Source organism: Streptomyces echinatus (assembly GCF_014203595.1).
GTDB lineage: Bacteria > Actinomycetota > Actinomycetes > Streptomycetales > Streptomycetaceae > Streptomyces > Streptomyces echinatus.
In genome coordinates, this window is record NZ_JACHJK010000051.1 from 1 (window position 1) to 1,502 (window position 1,502).

Consider the following 1,502-nt stretch of genomic DNA (forward strand, 5'->3'; position numbering starts at 1 on the left):
CCAGTAGGCGAATTGCTGTGACAGGACGGAGTCTGGGTCGTCTTCGGTGCCGAGGACGTCGCGTTGCCAGAGGGTGTAGTCGGCGTATTGGACGGCGAGGGGTTCCCAGTCGGGTTGGTGTCCGTTGCGGCGTGCGGTGTAGGCGTCGGACAGGTCACGCATCAGCGGGACGAGTGACCATCCGTCGGCGGCGATGTGGTGGACGACCAGGATCAGTGTGCACTGGTCGTCGTCGGTGTTGATGACGCGGGCGCGTATCGGGATCTCTGTTTCCAGATCGAATTCATACCGGGCGACCTGGGTGACCAATGTTTCCAACTCGGCCGCGGTGGTGGCTTGCAGCACCTCGACAGGGACGTCTGCCGTTTCGGCGGGCAGTATGCGCTGCACCGGTGTGCCGTCAATTTCGGTGAAGACGGTGCGCAGGCTTTCGTGGCGCCGCACCACGTCGCCGATCGCGGACACCAATGCGTCCGTGTCGGGTTGGGTCTGCAAGCGAAGTCGCATCGGCACGTTGTAGGTGGCCGAGGGTCCCTCGAACCGGTGCAGGAACCACAGTCGGCGCTGCGCGAAGGACAACGGCAGCTGTTCCGGGCGGGCCCTTGCCACCACCGGGATCTGCACCGGCCCCCTGTCCAGCTGCGGTGCCAGCCGCGCCACCGTCGGATACTCGAAGAACATCCGGATCGGCACCTCGACGCCGAGTACGGTCCGGATGCGGGACAACAACCACGTGGCCAGCAGCGAGTGGCCGCCCAGACCGAAGAAGCTGTCGTCGATCCCGACCCTGTCGACGTTCAGCACCTCCGCGAACAGCCCGACCAGGACTTCCTCCTGAACGTTGCGCGGCTTCCGGTACCCCGGCACGACTTGCCCAGCCGCCTTGTCGTCGGCTCGTCGCACCAACTCCAGCCGGCCGTCGCGAGTCCACCGGGCCGACCGATCGGTGCGGTACAGCCGGGATCCGGACGGGCCGTAGGGGTCCGTCTCGAAGTGCCCGGCGGTCGTTCCCTCCCGATCCGACGGCACACCCGACACGTACAGGTCGCCCACCACACCGCTGGGTACCAGCCCCAACTCGCCGTCCAGCACGTGGACCCGTGCGTCCTGGACTTCTTCCACCAGTGACTGGACCGCTTCATGACCAAGGACCTCGGCTTGCCGACTCCAGGTTTCGAGGAGTTGGTGGCGTTCGTGCGGGAGGAATATGTCGAGGGTTCGCAGGGGCGCGTCCGGGTTGGCGACGGCTGTTTTGAGCAGGCTGAGATAGCGGGTGACGAGCTGTTCGATGGTTTCCTTGTCGAACAGGTCGGTGGCGTATTCGACCATTCCTCGGTAGCCGGCGTTCCCGTTCTCATCGTCCGAGGGTTCGACGATGTTGAAGAGGAGGTCGAATCGTGAGGTGCCGGTTGAGGTGGGTTCGTAGGTGGTGTTGATGTTGCCGAGGGTGAGGTGGGGGAGGGTGTTGTTCTGGAAGGCGAGGGAGGTTTGGAAGAGGGGGT

General features: G+C 64.8%; 1 protein-coding gene. It reads right to left on the reverse strand.

Annotation, left to right across the window (positions count from 1 at the left end):
* The coding region (locus FHS34_RS41820; protein ID WP_245002642.1) for a condensation domain-containing protein at positions 1-1,502 on the reverse strand (1,502 nt) is incomplete at both ends.